The 14,848-nt window shown below is 60.0% G+C and carries 18 protein-coding genes; 10 read left to right on the forward strand and 8 right to left on the reverse strand.

Annotated elements, in window-relative coordinates; genetic code table 11:
• Nucleotides 1-8: 8 nt before the first annotated feature.
• The 3 genes from ACYZTK_RS24900 to cysB all read left to right on the forward strand — a co-directional run bounded on the left by ACYZTK_RS24900 (nucleotide 9) and on the right by cysB (nucleotide 2,599).
• Nucleotides 9-914, forward strand: coding sequence for a 5'-nucleotidase (locus ACYZTK_RS24900; RefSeq protein WP_462012254.1), 906 nt, complete (start codon nucleotides 9-11; stop codon nucleotides 912-914).
• A 94-nt stretch (nucleotides 915-1,008) separates the two neighbouring features.
• A complete protein-coding gene (locus ACYZTK_RS24905) occupies nucleotides 1,009-1,512 on the forward strand; it encodes a universal stress protein (protein WP_462012255.1) in 504 nt (167 codons plus the stop codon).
• A gap of 112 nt (nucleotides 1,513-1,624) precedes the next feature.
• Entirely contained in the window at nucleotides 1,625-2,599 is a 975-nt protein-coding gene (gene cysB, locus ACYZTK_RS24910; RefSeq protein WP_008148549.1) for an HTH-type transcriptional regulator CysB, read from the forward strand.
• Nucleotides 2,600-2,606: 7 nt separating this feature from the next.
• On the opposite strand, the gene ACYZTK_RS24915 is transcribed toward cysB, so the two are convergent.
• Both ACYZTK_RS24915 and ACYZTK_RS24920 read right to left on the reverse strand, forming a co-directional pair.
• Nucleotides 2,607-3,089, reverse strand: a complete 483-nt coding sequence (locus tag ACYZTK_RS24915; RefSeq protein WP_462012256.1) for a GreA/GreB family elongation factor — start codon at nucleotides 3,087-3,089, stop codon at nucleotides 2,607-2,609.
• An 11-nt stretch (nucleotides 3,090-3,100) separates the two neighbouring features.
• The gene (locus tag ACYZTK_RS24920) at nucleotides 3,101-3,517 is read right to left on the reverse strand and encodes a hypothetical protein (RefSeq protein WP_462012257.1); all 417 of its coding nucleotides are present in this window, start codon (nucleotides 3,515-3,517) and stop codon (nucleotides 3,101-3,103) included.
• A 124-nt stretch (nucleotides 3,518-3,641) separates the two neighbouring features.
• Here ACYZTK_RS24920 and earP point away from each other — a divergent pair, with 124 nt between their 5' ends.
• Together earP and ACYZTK_RS24930 are read left to right on the forward strand one after the other, a co-directional pair.
• Nucleotides 3,642-4,784, forward strand: coding sequence for an elongation factor P maturation arginine rhamnosyltransferase EarP (gene earP / locus ACYZTK_RS24925; RefSeq protein WP_462012258.1), 1,143 nt, complete (start codon nucleotides 3,642-3,644; stop codon nucleotides 4,782-4,784).
• Between the two features lie 48 nt (nucleotides 4,785-4,832).
• Nucleotides 4,833-5,402 (forward strand): elongation factor P, encoded by a 570-nt coding sequence (locus ACYZTK_RS24930; protein ID WP_223483792.1) that lies wholly within the window; start codon nucleotides 4,833-4,835, stop codon nucleotides 5,400-5,402.
• Nucleotides 5,403-5,538: 136 nt separating this feature from the next.
• Here ACYZTK_RS24930 and ACYZTK_RS24935 read toward each other — a convergent pair whose 3' ends face one another.
• The 3 genes from ACYZTK_RS24935 to ACYZTK_RS24945 form a co-directional block, all read right to left on the reverse strand.
• Entirely contained in the window at nucleotides 5,539-5,958 is a 420-nt protein-coding gene (locus ACYZTK_RS24935) for an organic hydroperoxide resistance protein (protein ID WP_027925717.1), read from the reverse strand.
• Between the two features lie 262 nt (nucleotides 5,959-6,220).
• Nucleotides 6,221-6,682 carry a MarR family winged helix-turn-helix transcriptional regulator gene (locus tag ACYZTK_RS24940; protein WP_462012259.1) on the reverse strand — a complete coding sequence of 154 codons (462 nt, stop codon included), beginning with the start codon at nucleotides 6,680-6,682 and terminating at the stop codon, nucleotides 6,221-6,223.
• 69 nt (nucleotides 6,683-6,751) lie between these two features.
• Nucleotides 6,752-7,708, reverse strand: a complete 957-nt coding sequence (locus ACYZTK_RS24945; protein ID WP_462012260.1) for a LysR family transcriptional regulator — start codon at nucleotides 7,706-7,708, stop codon at nucleotides 6,752-6,754.
• 122 nt (nucleotides 7,709-7,830) lie between these two features.
• Here ACYZTK_RS24945 and ACYZTK_RS24950 point away from each other — a divergent pair, with 122 nt between their 5' ends.
• Nucleotides 7,831-8,565 carry a sulfite exporter TauE/SafE family protein gene (locus tag ACYZTK_RS24950; protein WP_462014970.1) on the forward strand — a complete coding sequence of 245 codons (735 nt, stop codon included), beginning with the start codon at nucleotides 7,831-7,833 and terminating at the stop codon, nucleotides 8,563-8,565.
• Here the strand turns inward: ACYZTK_RS24950 and ACYZTK_RS24955 are convergent.
• Nucleotides 8,555-9,409, reverse strand: a complete 855-nt coding sequence (locus ACYZTK_RS24955) for a LysR family transcriptional regulator (protein WP_462012261.1) — start codon at nucleotides 9,407-9,409, stop codon at nucleotides 8,555-8,557. The genes ACYZTK_RS24950 and ACYZTK_RS24955 overlap by 11 nt on opposite strands.
• Nucleotides 9,410-9,505: 96 nt before the next feature.
• Here ACYZTK_RS24955 and ACYZTK_RS24960 point away from each other — a divergent pair, with 96 nt between their 5' ends.
• The 3 genes from ACYZTK_RS24960 to ACYZTK_RS24970 all read left to right on the forward strand — a co-directional run bounded on the left by ACYZTK_RS24960 (nucleotide 9,506) and on the right by ACYZTK_RS24970 (nucleotide 11,405).
• A complete protein-coding gene (locus ACYZTK_RS24960) occupies nucleotides 9,506-9,727 on the forward strand; it encodes a DUF1127 domain-containing protein (RefSeq protein ID WP_462012262.1) in 222 nt (73 codons plus the stop codon).
• 144 nt (nucleotides 9,728-9,871) lie between these two features.
• Nucleotides 9,872-10,108: a DUF1127 domain-containing protein gene (locus ACYZTK_RS24965; protein WP_462014971.1), complete on the forward strand. Its 237-nt coding sequence runs from the start codon at nucleotides 9,872-9,874 to the stop codon at nucleotides 10,106-10,108.
• Nucleotides 10,109-10,175: 67 nt separating this feature from the next.
• Nucleotides 10,176-11,405 carry a winged helix-turn-helix domain-containing protein gene (locus ACYZTK_RS24970; protein ID WP_462012263.1) on the forward strand — a complete coding sequence of 410 codons (1,230 nt, stop codon included), beginning with the start codon at nucleotides 10,176-10,178 and terminating at the stop codon, nucleotides 11,403-11,405.
• 174 nt (nucleotides 11,406-11,579) lie between these two features.
• Here the strand turns inward: ACYZTK_RS24970 and ACYZTK_RS24975 are convergent, their stop codons facing one another.
• Complete coding sequence (locus ACYZTK_RS24975; RefSeq protein WP_462012264.1) at nucleotides 11,580-12,926, reverse strand: class II 3-deoxy-7-phosphoheptulonate synthase; 1,347 nt, start codon at nucleotides 12,924-12,926, stop codon at nucleotides 11,580-11,582.
• A 135-nt stretch (nucleotides 12,927-13,061) separates the two neighbouring features.
• Between ACYZTK_RS24975 and ACYZTK_RS24980 the strand changes: the two genes are divergently transcribed.
• Nucleotides 13,062-13,817 (forward strand): spermidine synthase, encoded by a 756-nt coding sequence (locus ACYZTK_RS24980; protein WP_462012265.1) that lies wholly within the window; start codon nucleotides 13,062-13,064, stop codon nucleotides 13,815-13,817.
• A 135-nt stretch (nucleotides 13,818-13,952) separates the two neighbouring features.
• On the opposite strand, the gene ACYZTK_RS24985 is transcribed toward ACYZTK_RS24980, so the two are convergent.
• Nucleotides 13,953-14,744, reverse strand: a complete 792-nt coding sequence (locus tag ACYZTK_RS24985) for a crotonase/enoyl-CoA hydratase family protein (protein WP_462012266.1) — start codon at nucleotides 14,742-14,744, stop codon at nucleotides 13,953-13,955.
• Nucleotides 14,745-14,848: the final 104 nt, after the last annotated feature.

Here is a 14,848-nt window from a genome sequence, read left to right on the forward strand (position 1 = left end):
GGAAAGGTATGGCGAAGACTATCGATGACAAGCTGGTGCTGGCGATTTCCTCGCGGGCGCTGTTCGACCTGAGTGAAAGCCACAAGGTGTATCTGGCCAGTGGGGTTGAAGCCTATCGGCAGTATCAGATCGAACACGAAGACGAAATCCTCGAACCCGGCGATGCGTTTCCGCTGGTGCAGAAGCTCCTCAACCTCAATTCCAGCCTCGGGCGTGCCCGGGTCGAGGTGATCCTGGTGTCGCGCAACAGTGCCGACACCGGATTGCGAGTGTTCAACTCCATCCACCATTACGGCCTGGCCATCTCCCGTGCGGCGTTTGTCGGCGGTCGCAGTCCGTACCCCTATCTCAAAGCGTTTGGCTGCGACCTGTTCCTGTCGACCCACGCCGAAGACGTGCGTAGCGCCCTGGATGCCGGCTTCGCTGCAGCGACCATTTTGTCCGGCGGTGCGAGCCGCGCCGCCAGCGATGAATTGCGTATCGCCTTCGACGGTGACGCGGTGCTGTTCTCCGATGAATCCGAGCGGGTGTATCAAGCTGGTGGCCTTGAAGCCTTCCAGGCCAGCGAGCGCGAGTCGGCTCGCGAGCCGCTGCGTGGCGGGCCGTTCAAGGGCTTCCTCGCCGCGCTCAATCTGTTGCAGCGCGAGTTCCCGGATGACGCCTGCCCGATCCGTACCGCGCTGGTGACAGCACGCTCGGCGCCGGCGCATGAACGGGTGATTCGCACGCTGCGCGAGTGGGATATTCGCCTCGATGAGTCGCTGTTCCTCGGCGGACTGACCAAGTCGGCTTTTCTCGAAGCCTTCGCCGCCGATGTGTTTTTTGACGATCAGGCCGGGCACTGCGAGTTGGCCCGGGAAGTAGTTGCCACCGGACATGTGCCCCATGGCATAAGCAACGAGCAAAAAGTTTAAGCCCGCCGTTCAACGCGTTACGCCAAACGTCGTACTCGCCAAGGCACTGCTAAGCTGAATCAAGCTCCGCCATGTTGGCACTCGAGGAGGTCATATGATTCGGTCGATGCTGTATGCCACTGACCTCGGCCTGTACGCACCGCTGGTGATGCAGCATGCCCTGGCGATGGCCCGCACCTTCGATGCCGACCTGTACGTGGTGCATGCGGTGGAACCCATGGGGCTGTTCGCCGAGTCGGTATTGCAGAGCTACCTTGATGAACAGGCGCTAAACGATTTTCACAGCCAGGGCCTGAGCACGGTGATCGCGAGCATCGAGCAGCGGGTGCTCGACAGTTTTCGCGAGGAACTGGGCGAAGAGGGGGACCAGGACCTGGCGCGTATCAAGGCAGTGCGGGTGATTCAGGGCGACCCCTCGCAGGTGATTCTCGACCAGGCGCAGAAACTCTCCGTGGATTTGCTGATCGTAGGTAGTCACAGCCACAGGACGGGTGCGGAAACACCGTTGGGCCGCACCGCTGCGCGAGTTTTACAACTGTCGAGGGTACCGGTCTACCTGGTACCGCTGGTTGAGCGTCGGCGCCAAGGGGATCGCTAGGACACGATTAGTGGCATTCTGATAAAAAGTTCTAGATTTATTCTTCAAACCATTAATATAGTTATATACCGTCGCTGATGCCCGTGGCGTCTACCTGCTTTGAGGGATTCATATGAAGCTTCAACAATTGCGCTACATCTGGGAAGTGGCGCACCACGACCTCAACGTTTCGGCTACAGCCCAAAGCCTCTACACCTCACAGCCGGGCATCAGTAAACAGATCCGCCTGCTGGAAGACGAACTGGGCGTCGAGGTCTTCGCCCGCAGCGGCAAGCACCTGACCCGCGTGACCCCGGCAGGCGAACGTATTATTACCACCGCCGGCGAGATCCTGCGCAAGGTAGAAAGCATCAAGCAGATTGCCCAGGAATTCTCCAACGAGAAAAAAGGCACCCTGTCGATCGCCACCACCCACACCCAGGCACGTTACGCGCTGCCGCCGGTGATCAGCAATTTCATCAAGCAGTATCCGGACGTGGCCCTGCACATGCACCAGGGTTCGCCGATGCAGATCGCCGAAATGGCCGCTGACGGCACCGTCGATTTCGCCATCGCCACCGAAGCCCTGGAGTTGTTCGGCGACCTGGTGATGATGCCGTGCTATCGCTGGAACCGTTGTGTGGTCGTACCCCAGGGCCACCCGCTGACCAAGCTGTCGAAGCTGACCCTCGAAGCGCTGGCCGAATACCCGATCGTGACTTACGTGTTCGGTTTCACCGGTCGTTCCAAGCTCGACGAAGCGTTCAGTCACCGTGGCCTGACGCCAAAAGTGGTGTTCACCGCGGCCGATGCCGACGTGATCAAGACGTATGTACGACTCGGTCTGGGCGTAGGCATCGTGGCGAAGATGGCCGTCGACGCCAAGCTCGACAGCGACCTGGTGATGCTCGACGCCAGCGACCTGTTCGAATCCAGCATCACCAAGATCGGCTTCCGTCGCGGCACCTTCCTGCGTGGCTTCATGTGCGACTTCATCGAAAAATTCGCGCCGCACCTGACCCGCGAAGTCATGGCCAAGGCCATCCAGTGCCATAACAAGCAGGAGCTGGAGGAGCTGTTCGACGGAGTCGAACTGCCGGTGCATTGATCCCCGTCTAGATCACCTCGGTAACAGCAAACTGTTGCCGGGTTCCCGCCACCAGGATTTCCACTGCGTCCCCTTCGAACTTGCCCAACAGGCTTTTGCCCAGGGGCGAGCGGGGGGTGATGACGGTGATCATCTGCCCGACCATATCGATCTTCAGCCCGGCCGCGTCAGGTGCGAGGAACAGCCATTGTTCCCGACCGCTCTCATCTTCCAGCCCCAGCAGCGCGCCGATTTCGATGCCGCGTTGCTCGTCGTAAGGGCGCAGGGCCAGGTTCTGGCACAGGGCGAGTGACTGCCTGATTTCCTCCACGCGCCGGGCCTGACCAGCAGCCAGATAGGATGCCTCCAGCCCGAGAGTGTCGTACTTGTTTTCGGCGATGTTCTCTTCGTGAGTCGCGGTTTCGTAGGCGGTCTGCGCTGCGCGTTCGGCGACGTCAAGATCGATGCGCAACTTGTCGAGAATCAGTTGGTGGACGGTGGGCTTGTGCATGGCTGGTTTCATCAATCGCAAAATTGCTGGACGTTGGCGCGGCTTTTTTCACTCGGTGCGTTCTGATCCTGTTGCAGCCAGAACTGACATTTCGGATTGGCCAGGTTGCGGCTGCTGCCACGGGCCTGGTCAAGTCGCTGCTGTTGCTCGTCCTTGCGCAGGTTATCTTCGTACTGCTCGAACAACGGGCTTTGCGGCGGGATGTCCGGCCGCGAATTTACCTGCTCCGGCACTGCTGGCCTGGCCAACTGCTCCCCCGCCGAGGCCACGGGTGCCAGCTGCTCGCTGAACAACAGGCGCGAGGCGAGCCAGCAGGTCAGCGCGATGGCCAGGAAGCCAAGCCACAGACCGAAGGCGATGCTGAGACTCAGCTGCAGTGCGTTGAGCCTTACGGCTAGCGCGCGGCGCGGGTTGGAACGGTAGGGCATGACGGCTTCCTGGCGGGTGGTAACGGGCGAGGGGCGATTGTCGCATGAAGATTAATCGCCGTCGGCTCTTCTGCGCGGGGTAATTTATGCGGACAATCGCCACCTTTGCCAACGGGAGCCTGGAATGCCTGAAACGAACACCCGCTGGGATATTTTTTGTACCGTAGTCGACAACTTTGGCGACATCGGGGTGACCTGGCGCCTGGCCCGGCAACTGGTGGCCGAGCACTCGGTGCACGTGCGCCTGTGGGTCGATGACTTGCGCGCCTTCGAGCGCCTGTGTCCGGAAATCGACATTCACCTGGCGCAACAAGCGCAGCAAGGCGTCGAGGTGCGGCACTGGCCGGCGGACTGGCCAGCAGTCGATGCTGTGGAGGTGGTGATTGCCGCTTTCGCCTGTCAATTGCCAGGGTCCTATATGGATGTCATGGCCGCGCGGGACAAACCGCCGCTGTGGTTGAACCTCGATTACCTGAGTGCGGAAGACTGGGTGATCGGCTGCCACGGCCTGCCGTCGGTCAAGTATCGGAACGTGCAGAAATACTTTTTCTTCCCGGGGTTTCGCCAGGGTACCGGCGGGTTGCTGCGCGAGCGCGGCTTGCTCGAGCGGCGTCGGCAGTTCCAGCAGGACGCCGAAGCGCAGCGCGAATTCCTTCAGGGCCTGGGAATTGATCGGGCTCCTGGCAGCCAGCTGATCTCGTTATTCGCCTATGAAAATGCCGGACTGGCCAGCTGGCTTGATTGCCTGGCGGGCGATTCGACGCCCTCGCACATGCTGGTGCCTGAGGGGCGGATCCTTGGCGACGTCGAGCGTTGGCTAGGTGTCGAAGGGCTGGCTGCGGGCGATTTGCACGTGCGCGGTGGCTTAACCGTGCAGGTGCTGCCATTCGTCCGGCAAGATCAATACGACCTGTTGCTGTGGAGCTGCGATTTTAATGCGGTACGCGGCGAAGACTCGTTCGTGCGGGCGCAATGGGCGGGGCGCCCGCTGCTATGGCACATCTATCGCCAGGACGAAGATATCCATCTGGACAAGCTCGATGCCTTCCTCGCGCTGTACACCAAAGGCCTATCAACGCCGGCCTGCGAGGCGATCAGCGGTCTATGGCGAGCCTGGAATAGCGGTGCAACAATGACCGACCACTGGCAGGCCACGCAAAAACACGCGCCAGAACTGCAGCAGCACGCCGAGGCGTGGTGTCTGGAACAGGCCTTGCAAGATGATCTTGCCGCGGCGCTGGTACAGTTTTATGTAAATTGGATATGATACGCGGCCTAGATTTTTGTAAATCCCATCCAAATTCGGATATTCGTAATGAAAACTGGTAAAGAACTGAAACCTGGGATGGTGATCCGTCTCGAAAACGATCCTTGGCTGGTTCAGAAAGCTGAATTCACCAAGTCGGGTCGTAACAGCGCGATCATGAAGACCAAGCTGAAAAACCTGCTGACCGGTTACAAGACCGAGATCGTTTACAGCGCCGACGACAAACTGGACGACGTGATCCTCGACCGCAAAGAAGCGACCCTGTCCTTCATCAGCGGCGACTCCTACACGTTCATGGACACCACTGACTACACCATGTACGAGCTGAACGCTGAAGACATCGAAGCCGTTCTGCCTTTCGTTGAAGAAGGCATGACCGATGTTTGCGAAGCGATCTTCTTCGAAGAGCGTCTGGTTTCCGTAGAACTGCCGACCACTATCGTGCGCGTAGTTGACTACACCGAAGGCTCCGCTCGCGGTGACACTTCCGGCAAAGTAATGAAGCCTGCCAAGCTGAGCAACGGTACTGAGTTGCAAGTGGCTGACTTCATCGAAATCGGTGACAAAATCGAAATCGATACCCGCGAAGGCGGTTCCTACAAAGGCCGTGCTAAATAAGCACAGCTTCAGGAATGAAAAAGCCCGACCATTGAGTCGGGCTTTTTTGTGTCTGTCAGATTAAGAGATCGCAGCCTCGTTTCACTCCGTAGGAGCTGTCGAGTGAAACGAGGCTGCGATCTTTGCTTCATGGCACTTACACGGTCACATGCAAACGCACATCAACATTACCCCGCGTTGCATTCGAATACGGGCAAACCTGGTGAGCCGCATCGACCAACGACTGCGCATCGGCCTGTTCAAGGCCTGGCAGGCTGATATGCAGATCGATATCCAACCCGAAACCACCAGGTATCTGGCCAATGCCGACATGGGCAGTGATCGATGCATCGTTGGGAATAGTGCGCTTGGTCTGGCTGGCAACAAATTTCAGTGCGCCGATAAAGCAGGCGGAGTAACCGGCCGCGAACAGCTGTTCAGGGTTGGTCGCCGCACCGCCAGCGCCGCCGAGTTCTTTTGGCGTGGCCAGTTTGACGTCGAGGATGTTGTCGCTGGAAACCGCACGACCGTCACGGCCGCCAGTGGAGGTTGCGATTGCGGTGTAGAGAGTTTGCATGATGTTGGCCTCGCCAGATTTTAATAGTTTGCGCAAACTGTTTGCGCGCTAAGTAAGTGCGAGATGAATGTACCGCGCAAATAGTTAGCCCGCAAGATAAATATTCTGAACGCCACCAAATCCTGTGGGAGCGGGCTTGCTCGCGAAAGCGGTGTCTCATTCAACATCTATGTCGACTGTCGCACCGCTTTCGCGAGCAAGCCCGCTCCCACAAGAATCGCGTCTGGAAGTATCAAGACGGCGAACAGATTTTGATGCGGTATCAGAGGCTCCCCTGTAAATGCCCACGCAATTCGTGCAACTGCGCCTGCAGCTTCTGCAATCGCTCCAGCGTCTGCCCACTCGCACCCAAAATACATTGTGGAATATCCCGAGCCTTGTCCCGCAAGGCGCGACCCTGCTTGGTCAGCTCGACAATCACCACCCGTTCATCCTCACGGCTGCGGGTGCGGCTTAGTAGTCCCTCGACTTCCAGACGCTTGAGCAGCGGCGTCAGCGAGCCGGGATCAGTCAACAGCCGGGTGCTGATTTCGCCCACAGTCAAACCATCGCGTTCCCACAACACCAGCATCGCCAGGTATTGCGGATAGGTCAGCCCCAAAGCCTGCAATAGCGGCTTGTAGACCTTGGTCATCATCAGTGAAGTGGAGTGCAGGGCGAAGCACACCTGATTGTCCAGCAGCAGGTGGTCGCAGTTATCCGGGGTGTCGCGCTTGTCAGTCATGTCAAAACCTTGATCAGTCATCGTCATCAATCTAGTGGGCGAATCTTTAATGCGCCAGATAATTCGTGGCTAGTGCCGTCCCAGGTTGTTCTGAAGCGCCAGGTCCCACGGTGGGATCGGGCTGAAGCGCGTCTTCAGGTACTCCAGCAGCAAGCGGCTACGTGGATTGGGTTGCTGCTCCAGGCGCAGCGCGTAGATCCCGGTACTTTCCGGTTGCGGCAGGCCACCGTCGCAAAACAGCGGCTGCAGTTCGCCGCGCAGCAGGTATTCACTGGCCAGCCAGGTCGGCAAATGGGCGATACCCAGCCCGGCCAGCGCACCGCACACCAGTGCTTCGGCATTGTTGGCGCTCATGCGGATGCGCGCGGGGCGGTGCAACTGCATCTGGCCATCCCGTTCAAAGCGCCAGGCGAAGGGCGGGGCCAGGCCGTCCCAGTCCAGGCCATCATGCTCGATCAGTTGCGCCGGCTCGGCCGGCACGCCACGGCGCTGGAGATAGCCGGGACTCGCGCAGGCGATGCGCACCATACGTGCCAGTGGCGTAGCGACCAGCCGGGTATCGGCCATTTGCCCGGCGCGCAGTACCAGGTCGACTTTTCCAAGATTCAGGCCCTGCATGTCGACAAAACTGTCGATCAGATGCAACTGCACATCCAGCCCCGGGTAAAGCATCAAAAAGTCGGCAATCACCGGCGCCAGGTGCCGGCGTCCAAATGCGGCAGGCGCATCAATGCGGATCAGTCCTTCCGGGGCACTGCTCAGGGAAACCGCCTCAGCCCTGGCCAGACGCAATTCCGCGACGATCCGCCGCGCCCGTTCGGCAAATGCCAGGCCCGCCGGCGTCGCGCGCACCGCGTGGGTGCTGCGGATGAACAGTTGGCTGCCCATGGCGTTTTCCAGGCTATCGATTCGCCTGGCCACAGCAGAGGGCGTGAGTGGATGACGGCGCGAGGCGGCAGAAAAACTGCCGGTTTCCAGTACGTCAAGAAACAGCCCAAGCTGCTCGGTTAATTGATTGGGATTCATGGCAATGCGCTTATGCGAAGTTGGCACAGCCATTGTGCGTTGCTGTGCGTTTCACTGCCAGCCACGATTGCGTAGCATGAGGCTCTGGCGTCGATGGGAATGTAACCGTGATTGAGTTCTTGATGTACCTGGTGTTTGGCGCCGCCCTTGGCACCTTGGGCGGGTTGTTCGGCATTGGCGGCGGGTTGATCGCGATCCCTTTGCTGGGCGTGTTGTTCGGGCTCGACCAGCAAATTGCCCAGGGCACGGCGCTGGTCATGGTGGTGCCTAACGTGATGCTGGCGTTGTGGCGTTATCACCAGCGCAACCGCATCGAATTGCGCCATGCTCTGCCGCTGGCGGTGATGGGTTTTTGTTTCGCCTGGATCGGCTCGATCTGGGCGGTGGGCATTGATGCGCAATCCATGCGACTAGGCTTTGTCGCATTCCTGGTGGCCTTGTCGGCCTATAACCTGGTGCGGATGTTCACCACCAATGCTCCGGCTTCTGCGCAGATGCGCTACTCATGGCCATGGCTAGGCGTACTCGGTGCAGCATCAGGGACCATGGGCGGCTTGTTCGGCGTCGGCGGGGCAGTGGTGGCAACGCCGGTGTTGACCAGTCTGTTCGGCACTACCCAGGTGGTTGCCCAAGGTTTGTCCCTGGCGTTGGCATTGCCCAGCACCGGCGTCACGCTGGTGACCTATGCCGTGCACCACCAGGTGGACTGGATGATCGGCGTGCCGTTGGCCATCGGCGGTCTGCTGAGCATCAGCTGGGGGGTGAAGATTGCCCACGCGATGCCCGAGCGACTCCTGCGCGGGCTGTTCTGCGGCTTCCTGGTGCTGTGTGCGGTGATGCTCGCGTTTAAAGTTTGAAGCCTTCGACGATATGTTCCGCCAGGCACTCAGTGATCGGCGAAGGGTTGTGCAGGTTGCGCACCAGCATAATGCTGGCCTCGGGCAACACGGGCAGCCCTTCGGCCTCGCCGAGAATGCGCATATCGGGGGTGATCAGGCTTTCCAGTTGCGCGGTTACCGCCAGGCCGGCGCTGACCACCGCCATGATCGCCGACAGGCTGGAACTGTTATACGCCACGCGATAATCGCGCCCCATGGCATCCAGCGCATTGCAGGCCCACAACCGGCAGAAACAATCGCTGTTGAACATCGCCAGGGGCAAAGGCGTCTGCTCGTGGGCATTGAAGCATTGCGCCTCGGCCCAGACAAACCGCTCCTTGCGCAGCATCTGGCCGATCTCGTTGCCGGGTTCGCGGGTGACGATGGACAGGTCGAGGTCCTGGCGCTGCAGCAATTGTTTGGATGATTCGCAGTGCACTTCGATCTGGATCAGCGGATAGGATTGGGCAAAGCGGCGCAGGATCCCCGGCAGGAAACGCATCACATAATCGTCCGGCGTGCCGATCCGCACCATGCCGACCATGTGCGGTTCGCGCAGGGTGTTGAACACTTCGCTGTGCAGCTTGAGGATGCGCCTGGCATAACCAAGCAGCACCTGGCCCTCGGCGGTTAACCGTACCTGGCGCCCGTCCCGTTGAAACAGCTGGCGTTGCAGCACGTCTTCTTCAAGCCGTTTCATCTGCATGCTGACCGCAGACTGGGTGCGATTGACCTGTTCGCCAGCACGGGTGAAGCCGCCTTGGTCAGCGATCGCGACGAAGGTGCGCAGCACTTCGGTATCGATACTCGGGTAGGCAGGCATACATCAATCTCCGAGATGTATTGCATAAGAAACATTCGTTGGATTGATCTTAGCCCCAGCGCGACACTTGAGCCATCCCAAACGGAGGGCAACAAGATGAAAGGTCAAATCGATGTCAAGCCGGTAGAAAAACACTCCATCCACGTCGTATCGGATCTGCTGCACAAGCTGACCCGCTGGTTTGAACTGCACCGCGAACGGGAGATGCTGGCGGGCATGAGCGATGAGGCGCTGAAAGACATCGGCCTGAGTCGCGCAGATGTTGCGCAGGAAGCTGAGCGGCACTTCTGGCAGGACCCGATGGGCAACGGTAAATGATGCTCAACAGCCATGGTACATGCTTGGTCACAACCCCATGACGCGCGGCGAGAGCCCGGGAAATGGGGTTTTTCATGGGTGGTAATAGACGGTCATATTCATTCGCTGGAGCGTGAAGGGCGCCTGCTGAAGACTGTTGCCTCGATGTTGAGGAGCACCATCATGGAAAGGATGTCTACCACAGGAAGCAGTACCTTCAATTCTATTGCTCGCGCACTGAACGATGCATTTGCGCAAATCGGACGCTGGCGCCAGTTGCATAGGGAGCGCGCCGAAATCGCGAGTTTGAGTGATGATCGCCTGCGGGATATCGGCTTGAGTCGATGTGATGTCCGGCGTGAGTCGGCCAGACCCTTCTGGGATGATCCACTCAAGCGATGAAACAGCATCATTGGCGTTTAGTGCGCAGACCGCTAAGGTGGGTCAAGACCTTGAGACGAGTCGTTGAATGCCTACTTCCTCGCACTTCTCCTTGCTGCAGGCCAGGCGCCTGGCGTTGACCGCCCAAGGTTTCGGCGGTCGTCAGCCACCGGCGCTGGTCAAATCGACCCAGGTCAATCGCTTGATCGAACGGCTGGGCATTCTGCAGATCGATTCGGTGAATGCCCTGGTGCGTTCGCACTACCTTCCGCTATTTTCCCGGCTGGGCAATTACTCGTCCGACTTGCTCGACCAGGCCGCCTGGAGCAAGGGGCGGCGCCGCACGCTGTTCGAGTATTGGGGGCATGAAGCCTCGTTGTTGCCCCTGTCGATGTACCCCTTGATGCGCTGGCGGATGTTGCGGGCTACTCGCGGCGAAGATATCTATCAGCAGCTGGCGCATTTCGGTCGCGAGCACCAGGAAACCATTCGCCGGGTGCTGGGCTCGGTTCAGGAGCTGGGCGCGTTGGGCGCGGGCAGCCTTTCAACTCGCGAAGAGCGGGCCGGGCCATGGTGGGACTGGAGCGCGGAAAAACACGCACTGGAATGGTTATTTGCCGCCGGTGAAGTCACCGTCGCCGGACGGCGCGGGTTCGAGCGGCTGTATGACCTGCCGGAGCGAGTGATTCCTGTGGCGATCCTCCAGCAACCACAACTTTCAGAAGCCGAGGCTCAGCGCGGACTGTTGAAGCACGCAGCCACTGCACTGGGTGTGGCGACCGAAAAGGACCTGCGTGATTATTTTCGACTCAATCGCGCTGATGCTCGCCCGCGATTGGCGGAGCTGGCCGAGGCGGGAGAGTTGCTAATTTGCGAGGTTCAGGGCTGGAAGCAGCCGGCCTACTGCTTGCCGCAGGCGAAGGTGTTGCGCAAGGTCGAAGCCAGCGCGCTGCTTTCGCCTTTTGATTCACTGATCTGGGAGCGCAGTCGCACCGAGCGGCTGTTTGACTTTCGTTACCGCCTGGAGATTTACACACCGCAAGCCAAGCGCGTGTACGGCTATTACGTGCTGCCGTTCCTGCACAACGAGCGGATTGCCGCGCGAGTGGATCTGCGTGCCGAACGGGCGCTGGGGCGGCTGGCAGTACACGCTGTGCACGAAGAAGTGCCGGGGCTGGATGACCAGGGAATGTTCGCGCTGGCGCTGAATTTGCGGCAGATGGCGGATTGGTTGGGTCTGGAGCGGGTGCAGTTGAATTGCCAACGCGAGAGTGCGGGGCGGTTGCGGGTGGCATTGGCTGGGATTGGTGGTGCCTGAAATACCGCCATCGCGGGCAAGCCTTGCTCCCACAGGTTTGGAGCCATTCACATTAGCTGTGGCTGAGCTGCCACAGGTTTTGAGCCATTCACATTATCTGTGGTGGACACAGCTCCTGTGGGAGCAAGGCTTGCCCGCGATGGCTGCCTCTCAGGCAATACAAATCATGCAGACTTACCGCCGAACCTGCTTCAACGTCTCGGCAATTAAAAACGCCAATTCCAGCGACTGGTCCGCATTCATCCGCGGATCGCAGTGGGTATGGTACCGGTCCGACAACCCGTCCTCGGTAATCGGCCGCGCGCCGCCAATGCACTCGGTGACATTCTGCCCGGTCATCTCGATATGAATCCCGCCCGCATAAGTGCCTTCGGCCTGGTGCACCTGAAAGAACTGTTTCACCTCGCCCAGGATTTGCGCAAAGTCGCGGGTCTTGTAGCCGCTGCTGGCCTTGATGGTGTTGCCGTGCATCGGATCGGAGCTCCAGAGCACCTGCTTGCCCTCGCGCTGCACGGCGCGGATCAATGCCGGCAGATGATCGCCGACCTTGTTGGCACCCATGCGGGCAATCAGGTTCAGGCGACCCGGATCGTTGTCCGGGTTGAGCACATCAATCAGGCGGATCAGGTCGTCAGGGTTCATGCTCGGGCCGACCTTGACCCCGATCGGGTTGTTCACCCCGCGCAGGAACTCTACGTGGGCACCGTCCAGCTGGCGGGTGCGGTCGCCGATCCACAGCATGTGTGCCGAGCAGTCGTAGTAGTCGTTGGTCAGGCTGTCACGACGGACGAAGGCTTCTTCGTAATTGAGCAACAACGCTTCGTGGGCGGTGAAGAAACTGGTCTCGCGCAGCTGCGCAGAGCTGTCCATGCCGCAGGCGCGCATGAAGGCCAGGGTTTCGTCGATACGATCGGCCAAGTGACTGTACTTTTCCGCCAGCGCCGAGTTGGCAATGAAGTCCAGGTTCCACTTGTGCACCTGGTGCAAGTCAGCAAAACCGCCCTGGGCGAAGGCACGCAGCAGGTTCAGGGTGGCGGTGGATTGGTGGTACGACTGCAGCAGGCGCTCCGGGTCCGGCACGCGGCTTTTCTCGTCGAAGCCAATACCGTTGACGATGTCGCCGCGGTAGGCCGGCAAGGTCACGCCGTCAATGGTTTCGTCGTTGGCCGAACGGGGTTTGGCGAATTGCCCGGCCATGCGCCCGACCTTGACCACCGGACAGCCGGCGGCGAAGGTCATGACGATCGCCATTTGCAGCAGCACCTTGAAGGTGTCGCGAATCTTCGCGGCGGAGAACTCGGCAAAACTTTCGGCGCAATCCCCACCCTGCAACAGAAACGCCCGACCCTGGGTTACTTCGGCAAACTGCCGGCGCAGCTCCCGTGCTTCACCAGCAAACACCAGCGGCGGATAACTGGCCAGGGTTTGCTCGACGTGCAGCAAGTGCGCCGAGTCGGGGTAGACGGGTTGTTGCTGGATCGGCAGGGCGCGCCAGCTGTCAGGGCTCCAGGGTTGGCTCATCACGGTCTCGGTAGTTTTACGCTCGGAGCGTCATGTTATCAGCAATTAGTGCGTGACCTGTTCCCGTTGCTTCGCGGACAATCGCGCCCTTGCCGCTTTGTGTTGCGGCGTGGCCCGTGACGATCTGGAGACGAAATGACTGAGGAGCGCGTCGAGCATCTGCTCGCCGAGGTACAGGACGAGTTCGGCGTGATTCGCGTGCTGGAAGTCGCCGATTACCGTTTTCTCGAGTTCGGTGATGCCATCGAACAGAGCTGCGTGTTCACCGCCGATCCGAGCTGGCTCGAATACGATTACACCCGCGCCATGCTGATTGGTGCGTTGTGCCATGAACAGCCGGAAAGTGCGCTGTTCCTGGGGTTGGGCGCCGGTACGTTGACCCAGGCCTGCTTGAAATTCCTCCCGCTGGAAGACGTTGAGGCCATCGAGTTGCGTCCCGACGTGCCACGCCTGGCCATTGAGTTCCTGGGGCTGGATGACGATCCCCGGCTGTATATCCGGGTCGGCGATGCGCTGGAGTTGCTCGATACCGCTGAGCCTGCCGACCTGATCTTCGTCGACCTGTACACCGATGTCGGGCCTGGGGTCGGCCACCTGGCCTGGAGTTTCCTGGAAAACTGTCAGAAGCGCCTTAATCCCGGTGGCTGGCTGGTGATCAATCAATGGGCCACCGACGACGGCAAGCCGCTGGGTGCTGCGCTGTTGCGGGGGCTTTATCACCGGCATTACTGGGAGCTGCCGGTGAAGGAGGGCAATGTGATTCTGCTGGTGCCGTCGGAGCTGGATCAGGAGCTGGACATGCACGGCCTGATCGCCCGCGCCGAAGGGCTGGCGCCGCAGTTGGGGTATTCGTTGCAGTCGCTGATCAAGGCGATTCGCCCGGCTACATAAGTGCGTTGTCGGCGCGGGCCTCTTCGCGGGCAAGCCCGCTCCCACAGGTTTGGAGTGAGTCACATAACTTGTGAACAACCCGGTCTCTGTGGGAGCGGGCTTGCCCGCGAAGAGGCCCTTGAAACCAACACCAATTTACAACCCTTTGAAAATGCCGGGCCGCTTCTCGATCATCGACCGCACCCCCTCTTTGGCATCCTCACTCCCCAGCAACTTCTTCACCAGCGGCGCCAACCCCTGCGCCGCCACCGTTTCCCCTTCATACCGGGCCTGCCGTGCCGACAACAATGTCGCCTGCACCCCAAGCGGCGCCTGCCGGGCGATTCGTTCAGCCAACTCCAGTGCCCGCGGCAGTAAATCCTCACTGGCCATGACTTCCTGAACCAACCCCAGCTTCAACGCTTCATGGGCATCAAACTCATCGCCTGTCAGCAACCAGCGCATCGCATTACCCCAGCCCGCCACCTGGTGCAGGCGCAGGGTGGCGCCGCCGAAGGGGAAGATCCCGCGCTGCACTTCTTTCTGGGCAAAGCGGGTGTTGCTGGCGCACAGGTTGATGTCGGCGGCCAGCATCAGCTCGATGCCGATGGTCAGGCAGTAGCCCTGGGCGGCAACGATCACCGGTTTGGTCACTCGCGGACCGGCCAATATGCCCCAGGGATCGCATCCGCCAGGTGGCACCTGCCAGCCTTCAGCCAGGGCGGCGCTGGCGCTGACCAGATCAAGCCCGGCGGTGAAATGCTCGCCATGGCCGAACACCACTGCCACTCGCGCTTCACCGTCGGCTTCGAACTCACCATAGGCCAGACTCAGTTCGTTCAATAAGTCGAGATCGAACGCATTGCGCTTGGCCACCCGGTCCAGGCCGATCAGCAACACATGACCTTGGCGTTCGCGGCTGACTCGACGGGTGCAGGGCTGATTCATGGAGCAATTCCTCGAACGGGAAGGGGCGGGACAAGATATCCGGGAGCGCAGGCGCGGTTCGGCAAGATGAACCGTTTTAGCGCCATCCCCAGCAGGGCCGGGCC

The sequence above is a fragment of the Pseudomonas sp. LB3P31 genome (assembly GCF_054897945.1).

Excerpts from the sequence above, each read along its gene's own strand:
- ACYZTK_RS24930 (WP_223483792.1), top strand. The coding sequence starts at position 4,833 with ATGAAAACTGGTAAAGAACTGAAACCTGGGATGGTGATCCGTCTCGAA.
- ACYZTK_RS24980 (WP_462012265.1), top strand. The coding sequence starts at position 13,062 with ATGACTGAGGAGCGCGTCGAGCATCTGCTCGCCGAGGTACAGGACGAG.
- ACYZTK_RS24965 (WP_462014971.1), top strand. The coding sequence starts at position 9,872 with ATGTTGAGGAGCACCATCATGGAAAGGATGTCTACCACAGGAAGCAGT.
- cysB (WP_008148549.1), top strand. The coding sequence starts at position 1,625 with ATGAAGCTTCAACAATTGCGCTACATCTGGGAAGTGGCGCACCACGAC.
- ACYZTK_RS24975 (WP_462012264.1), bottom strand. The coding sequence starts at position 12,926 with ATGAGCCAACCCTGGAGCCCTGACAGCTGGCGCGCCCTGCCGATCCAG.
- ACYZTK_RS24915 (WP_462012256.1), bottom strand. The coding sequence starts at position 3,089 with ATGCACAAGCCCACCGTCCACCAACTGATTCTCGACAAGTTGCGCATC.
- ACYZTK_RS24900 (WP_462012254.1), top strand. The coding sequence starts at position 9 with ATGGCGAAGACTATCGATGACAAGCTGGTGCTGGCGATTTCCTCGCGG.
- ACYZTK_RS24950 (WP_462014970.1), top strand. The coding sequence starts at position 7,831 with ATGTACCTGGTGTTTGGCGCCGCCCTTGGCACCTTGGGCGGGTTGTTC.
- ACYZTK_RS24935 (WP_027925717.1), bottom strand. The coding sequence starts at position 5,958 with ATGCAAACTCTCTACACCGCAATCGCAACCTCCACTGGCGGCCGTGAC.
- ACYZTK_RS24955 (WP_462012261.1), bottom strand. The coding sequence starts at position 9,409 with ATGCCTGCCTACCCGAGTATCGATACCGAAGTGCTGCGCACCTTCGTC.
- ACYZTK_RS24970 (WP_462012263.1), top strand. The coding sequence starts at position 10,176 with ATGCCTACTTCCTCGCACTTCTCCTTGCTGCAGGCCAGGCGCCTGGCG.
- ACYZTK_RS24905 (WP_462012255.1), top strand. The coding sequence starts at position 1,009 with ATGATTCGGTCGATGCTGTATGCCACTGACCTCGGCCTGTACGCACCG.
- ACYZTK_RS24985 (WP_462012266.1), bottom strand. The coding sequence starts at position 14,744 with ATGAATCAGCCCTGCACCCGTCGAGTCAGCCGCGAACGCCAAGGTCAT.
- ACYZTK_RS24960 (WP_462012262.1), top strand. The coding sequence starts at position 9,506 with ATGAAAGGTCAAATCGATGTCAAGCCGGTAGAAAAACACTCCATCCAC.
- ACYZTK_RS24920 (WP_462012257.1), bottom strand. The coding sequence starts at position 3,517 with ATGCCCTACCGTTCCAACCCGCGCCGCGCGCTAGCCGTAAGGCTCAAC.
- ACYZTK_RS24945 (WP_462012260.1), bottom strand. The coding sequence starts at position 7,708 with ATGAATCCCAATCAATTAACCGAGCAGCTTGGGCTGTTTCTTGACGTA.
- earP (WP_462012258.1), top strand. The coding sequence starts at position 3,642 with ATGCCTGAAACGAACACCCGCTGGGATATTTTTTGTACCGTAGTCGAC.
- ACYZTK_RS24940 (WP_462012259.1), bottom strand. The coding sequence starts at position 6,682 with ATGACTGACAAGCGCGACACCCCGGATAACTGCGACCACCTGCTGCTG.